Source organism: Mycobacteriales bacterium (genome assembly GCA_035550055.1).
In the GTDB taxonomy this organism is placed as follows: domain Bacteria; phylum Actinomycetota; class Actinomycetes; order JAFAQI01; family JAFAQI01; genus DASZTV01.
In genome coordinates this window covers 89,398-95,589 of sequence record DASZRO010000080.1, presented here as the reverse complement: position 1 = coordinate 95,589, position 6,192 = coordinate 89,398, and the positions used below count along the sequence as shown (strand labels likewise).

The 6,192-nt window shown below is 69.7% G+C and carries 5 protein-coding genes; all 5 read left to right on the top strand.

The features are described from left to right. The first annotated feature begins 160 nt into the window (after positions 1–160). From ppdK to VG899_12090, 5 genes are read left to right on the top strand one after another with little or no spacing between them, the layout of a single operon-like run. Positions 161–2,854 (top strand): pyruvate, phosphate dikinase, encoded by a 2,694-nt coding sequence (gene ppdK, locus VG899_12110; protein ID HWA67097.1) that lies wholly within the window; start codon positions 161–163, stop codon positions 2,852–2,854. Next, positions 2,851–3,483, top strand: a complete 633-nt coding sequence (locus tag VG899_12105; GenBank protein HWA67096.1) for a YdcF family protein — start codon at positions 2,851–2,853, stop codon at positions 3,481–3,483. The genes ppdK and VG899_12105 overlap by 4 nt, the downstream gene beginning before the upstream one ends. Positions 3,484–3,499: 16 nt before the next feature. Beyond that, complete coding sequence (locus tag VG899_12100) at positions 3,500–4,744, top strand: deoxyguanosinetriphosphate triphosphohydrolase (protein ID HWA67095.1); 1,245 nt, start codon at positions 3,500–3,502, stop codon at positions 4,742–4,744. Continuing rightward, positions 4,737–5,201 carry a GNAT family N-acetyltransferase gene (locus VG899_12095; GenBank protein ID HWA67094.1) on the top strand — a complete coding sequence of 155 codons (465 nt, stop codon included), beginning with the start codon at positions 4,737–4,739 and terminating at the stop codon, positions 5,199–5,201. The genes VG899_12100 and VG899_12095 overlap by 8 nt, the downstream gene beginning before the upstream one ends. Before the next feature lie 30 nt (positions 5,202–5,231). Then, on the top strand, positions 5,232–6,179 hold the full coding sequence (locus VG899_12090; protein HWA67093.1) for a fatty acid desaturase: 948 nt from the start codon (positions 5,232–5,234) through the stop codon (positions 6,177–6,179). Positions 6,180–6,192: the final 13 nt, after the last annotated feature.

Sequence of the window (6,192 nt, the reverse complement as noted above, 5' to 3'; positions counted from 1 at the left end):
CCCCGTTCGAAGTAGCACACAACCACGTCCGAGACGCCCCATATGTCCCTTTTGGGTGCCCGGCGCAGACGGGATGTGTGCTACTTCGGTCGCCGTGATCGGGGTTCTGGCGGGCTGGGTAGGGTTTTGGGCGTCGCCGGTCCGCTGAGGAGTGCTCGCAATGCCTAAGTACGTCTACGACTTCCACGAGGGCAACAAGGACCTCAAGGACCTGCTCGGCGGCAAGGGCGCCAACCTCGCGGAGATGACCAACCTCGGCCTGCCCGTGCCGCCCGGCTTCGTGATCACCACCGAGGCGTGCAAGGTCTACCTCGAGCGCGGCAGCGAGCCGGACGAGCTGGCCAAGGAGGTCAGCGAGCACCTCGACGCCCTCGAGAAGACGATGGGCAAGAAGCTCGGCCAGGCCGACGACCCGTTGCTGGTCAGCGTCCGTTCCGGGGCGAAGTTCTCGATGCCCGGAATGATGGACACCGTCCTCAACATCGGCCTGAACGACGACTCGGTCGACGGTCTCGCCAAGCAGGCCGACAACCCTCGCTTCGCGTGGGACTCCTACCGCCGGCTGATCCAGATGTTCGGCAAGACGGTCCTCGGCGTCGACGGCGAGCACTTCGACGAGGTCTTCGACGCAGCCAAGGAGGCCAAGGGCACGAAGAACGACCTCGACCTCGACGACGCCGACCTGCGCGGCATCGTCGACAAGTACAAGGAGGTTGTCGAGAAGTACGCCGGCCGGCCGTTCCCGACCGACCCTCGTGAGCAGCTCGACCTCGCCGTACGCGCGGTCTTCGACTCCTGGAACGGCGACCGGGCGAAGCTCTACCGCCGCCAGGAGCGCATCCCCGCAGACCTCGGTACGGCGGTGAACGTCGTCGCGATGGTCTTCGGCAACATCGGTATGGACTCCGGCACGGGCGTCGCGTTCACCCGTGACCCGGGCAGCGGTGACCAGGGCGTCTACGGCGACTACCTGCAGAACGCCCAGGGCGAGGACGTCGTCGCAGGCATCCGCAACACGGTCGCGCTGGCCGATCTCGAGGGCATCGACAAGCCGGCGTACGACGAGCTCATGGGCATCATGGCCAAGCTCGAGAACCACTACAAAGACCTCTGCGACATCGAGTTCACCGTCGAACGCAACAAGCTCTGGATGCTCCAGACCCGCGTCGGCAAGCGCACCGCGGCGGCCGCCTTCAAGATCGCGGTGCAGCTGGTGGACGAAGGCCTCATCGACATGGACGAGGCGCTGCAGCGCGTCACCGGGGCACAGCTCGCGCAGCTGATGTTCCCGCGGTTCGACGACGCGGCCACCGACACCAAGCAGATCGCGAAGGGCATCAACGCCTCGCCGGGCGCCGCCGTCGGCAAGGTCGTCTTCGACAGCGCGACGGCCGGCGAGTGGGCCGGGCGCGGGGAGAAGGTCATCCTGGTACGCCGGGAGACCAACCCCGACGACCTGCCCGGCATGATCGCCGCCGAAGGCATCCTCACCAGCCGTGGCGGCAAGACCAGCCACGCCGCCGTGGTCGCCCGCGGGATGGGCAAGACGTGCGTCTCCGGCGCCGACGAGCTCGAGATCAACGTCACCGGCAAGACGATCACGATCAAGGACGGCACGACGATCAGCGAAGGTGACGTCGTCTCGATCGACGGCACCTCCGGTGCGGTCTACCTCGGCGAGGTGCCGGTGGTGGCGAGCCCGGTCGTCGAGTACTTCGAAGGCAAGCTCGACCCGGCGAGCGACCCGCTCGTCGCGGCGGTCGACCGCATCATCTCCCACGCCGACGCCAAGCGGCGCCTCGGCGTACGCACCAACGCCGACACCGACGAGGACGCCGCCCGCGCGAGGCGGTTCGGCGGCGAGGGCATCGGCCTGTGCCGCACCGAGCACATGTTCCTCGGCGAGCGCCGCGCCTTCGTGGAGCGGCTGATCCTGGCCGAGGGCGAGGCGGAGCAGAAGGAGGCGCTCGACGCGCTCCTGCCCTTGCAGCGGGAGGACTTCGTCGGCATCTTCGCCGCGATGGACGGCCTACCCGTCACCGTCCGGCTGATCGACCCGCCGCTGCACGAGTTCCTGCCCGACCTGACCGAGCTCTCGGTCAAGCTCGCTGTTGCCGAGGCCAAGGGTGAACCGGTCAGCGACAAGGACCGCACCTTGCTCGACGCGGTACGCCGGCTGCACGAGCAGAACCCGATGCTCGGCCTGCGCGGCGTCCGGCTCGGGCTGGTCATCCCAGGGCTGTTCGCGCTCCAGGTTCGTGCGATCGCCGAGGCCTGCGCGCAGCTGAAGAAGGACGGCAAGGATCCGAAGCCGGAGATCATGGTCCCGCTGGTCGGCGCGGTCCAGGAGCTCGAGATCGTCCGCGAGGAGGCCGAGGGCATCCTCGCCGACGTCGCCAAGGAGACCGGCGTCGAGGTCCACACGCTGATCGGCACGATGATCGAGGTGCCGCGCGCCGCGATGACGGCCGGCCAGATCGCGGAGGCGGCCGAGTTCTTCTCGTTCGGCACCAACGACCTCACCCAGATGGGCTGGGGCTTCTCGCGTGACGACGTGGAGGGTGCGTTCTTCTCGCGCTACATCGACGTCGGCATCTTCGGAGTGAGCCCGTTCGAGACCCTCGACGCCGAGGGTGTCGGCCGGCTGGTCAAGATCGCGGTCGAGGAGGGGCGTACGACGCGACCGAAGCTCAAGGTCGGCGTGTGCGGCGAGCACGGCGGCGACCCCGAGTCGGTGCACTTCTTCCACCACGTCGGACTCGACTACGTGTCGTGCTCGCCGTTCCGGGTGCCGGTTGCGCGGCTGGAGGCGGGCCGCGCTGCGCTCGAGGCCGCGGGTAGCGACAGCCGGTGACCCCGCTGGCCTGGTTCCGCTGGGCCCGTCGGATCTTCCTTCTGCTGCTCGTCCTGGTCGTCGGCTACATCGGCTCGGTCTGGATTCACATCTGGTGGGTCGCGCGCGAAGACCAGCATCCGCGCTCCGACGCGATCGTCGTGCTGGGCGCCAGCCAGTACAACGGTGACCCCTCGCCGGTCTTCGCGGCACGGCTCGATCACGCGTTGACGCTCTACAACGAGGGTGTCGCGCCGTACATCGTCACCGTCGGCGGCAAGGAGCCCGGCGACAACTACACCGAAGCCCAGTCCGGAGCGGCGTACCTGCGCCAGCACGGTGTGCCGCGCTCGGCGCTCGTCGCGGTGCAGACCGGTCGCGACACCCTGCAGAGCCTGCGCGCGGTCGAGGCCGCTTTCAAAGGGCGCGGCTGGCACACCGCCGTCCTGGTCACGGATCCCTGGCACTGTCTGCGTGCCCGCACGATGGCCCGCGACCTCGGGATCCAGGCCGACACCTCACCCGAGCGCACCGGGCCCGCGGTCGCCAGCACGACGGTCGAGGTCCGCTACATCGCGCGGGAGACTGAGGCCTACATCTACTACGAGATCTTTCACAACGACAACGAACACAGTGCTGGTGTCATCTGAGGATGCGGTCCGAGAAGTGACGAGCGAGTACGACGCGACGACGCGCGCGCGGATGGTCGACGAGCCGGCGAAGGCGGAGCAGACCGCACGGGGTGAGTTCGTCCGCGACCGGGCGCGGGTGATGCACTCTGCGGCGCTGCGGCGACTTGCGGCGCGAACGCAGGTCGTCGGGGTCGGGCAGAGCGACTTCCCGCGGACCCGGTTGACGCACTCGCTCGAGTGCGCGCAGATCGGCCGCGAGCTCGCCGGTGCCCTCGGCGCCGACCCGGATCTGGTGGACACGGCCTGCCTCGCGCACGACTTGGGCCATCCGCCGTTCGGCCACAACGGGGAGCGCGCGCTCGACGTCTTCGCCGCCGGCATCGGTGGCTTCGAGGGAAACGCGCAGAGCCTGCGGGTGTTGACCCGGCTCGAAGCGAAGGTGGTCGACCCGAGCGGGCGCAGCGCCGGGCTGAACCTGACCCGTGCCGTGCTGGACGCGTCGACGAAGTATCCGTGGCCGCGCGAGGCGGACCGGCCGAAGTTCGGGTTCTACGAGGACGACCGTGAGGTCTTCAACTGGGTGCGGCTGGGCGCGATCCCCAACCGCAAGTGCGTCGAGGCACAGATCATGGACTGGGCCGACGACGTCGCCTACTCGGTGCACGACCTCGAGGACGGCATCCAGGCGGGGCTCGTCTCGCCGGCGTTGCTCGACGACCGGACCGAGCGCGACGAAGTGGTCGCGCTCGCCCGCGAGGCCTACTCGGACGCGTCGTCCGACGAGCTGCACGCCGCGTTCGAGCGGCTGCGGGCGCTGGAGTACTGGGTGCGTGACTACGACGGTTCGATGGGATCCCTCGTCGTGCTCAAGCAGATGACCAGCGAACTGATCGGCCGGCTCTGCGCCGCCGCGGTCGACGCGACCCGAGCCGAAGGCGACGGCCGGCCGCTGCGGCGTTACTCCGGCGAGCTCGTCGTACCGGCCTCCGCTCGCAGCGAGTGCGCGGTCTTGAAGGCGGTGGCGGCGAAGTACGTGATGCGCCGGACCGGGACCGTTGCACTGCAGGCTCGGCAACGCGAGCAGCTCGCCGAGCTGTTGAGCGCCGTTGCCGACGGCGCGCCCGGCACCCTCGAGCCGTGGCTGCGTGAGGCGTTCACGGCAGCCGACGACGACGCGGCACGGCTTCGCGTCGTCGTCGACCAGGTCGCCTCGCTCACCGACACTTCGGCGGCAGCCTGGCACGAGCGACTCGTGGGTGTGGGCGGGTCCGTTGGCTGAGCTGGTGGTGCGCGAAGCGTCGGCGGCGGAGGTGCTGGCGCTGCGGATGGCGGTGCTGCGGCCGGGAATGGCGGTCGAGCCGGGCGACTACGACTCGTTCGCCGACACGCGGCACGTCGCGGCGTTCGCCGGGGACGAGGTGGTCGGGTGCGCGAGTGTGTTCCCGGCGCCGGTTCCGCAGGCCCCGGCGGCCTGGCAGCTGCGCGGCATGGCGGTCGCAGCCGACCGGCAGGGACAGGGGATCGGCGCGCTGGTGCTGCGCGGTGCCATCGACGTCGTGCGGGCCGCGGGCGCACCCCTGCTGTGGGCGCACGCCCGGGTGAGCGCGCTCGCCTTCTACGAGCGGCTCGGGTTCGACGTCGTCGCGGGCGAGTACCTGCACGGCCCGCTGCGCCTGCCGCACAAGCTGATCTTGTTGCGCCTGGACGGCGCGGGGCCGCCTCCGGCGAGGGGGTGACGTCGGGCACTTCTCGAATAGACTGCCGCTGTGACGGTGACTTCCGCTGCGCCCGGAAAGGCCGGGCCGGGCGTGCAGTCCGCCGGTCTGCTCAGCGCCGAGCAGCTGCGCGAGCTGGCCTCGCTGCGACCCGCGGACCGGATCGGCAACTGGGCGTACCTCGCGTTCACGTGGCTCGTCATCGCGGGCGCCTTCACCGCGGCCGGGCTCTACACCCACTGGTGGGTGTTGGTGCTGGCGTTCCTCGTCATCTCGACCCGCCAGCAGTCGCTGCTCAACATCGAGCACGACTGCATCCATGCCAGCTTCACCCGGGACAAGCGCCGCGACTCACTCGTCGGGATCATCGCCACCGCGTCGCCGTGCGGCTCGCCGTGGCACGCGACCCGAGCGCGTCACCTCGCCCACCACCGGCTGATCACCACGCCCGAGGATCCCGACCACGCGCTTCACGACACCTCGGACAAGGCGACGAAGTGGGCGCTGACCCGGTACTTCGGCTTGGGGCTGCTCGGCGGTTACGCGGTGATGGTGCTGCTGTCGGGAGCGCCGTCGACGGTCGGACGGTCGGAGAAGATCCGTGACCTGCGCAACCTGGTCATCTCCCAGCTCGTCCTGTGGGGGGCCACGTGGCTCGCGTTCGGCGACTGGTGGCTCTACCTGGCGCTGTGGGTGCTGCCGCTGATCACGCTCACCACCGTGTGCCACCTCATCCGCAGCTTCATCGAGCACGCGGTGCTCACCGAGGAGCTTCCGGAACACGACAACCTGCTGGTGTCGATCGCCAGCAACCCGGTGGAGCTGGCGTTCCTGGCGCCGTTCAACATGAACTACCACGCCGAGCACCACATGTTCCCGGCGGTGCCGGCGCGGCGGCTGCCCGACGTACGCGTGGCGCTGGCCGACTCACCGGCGCCGCCGCGGCTGATCCGTACCGCGTACCTCACCCAGCTCGTCCGCTACGCGCGTTCGCTGTGACGTCGGCTCCGAG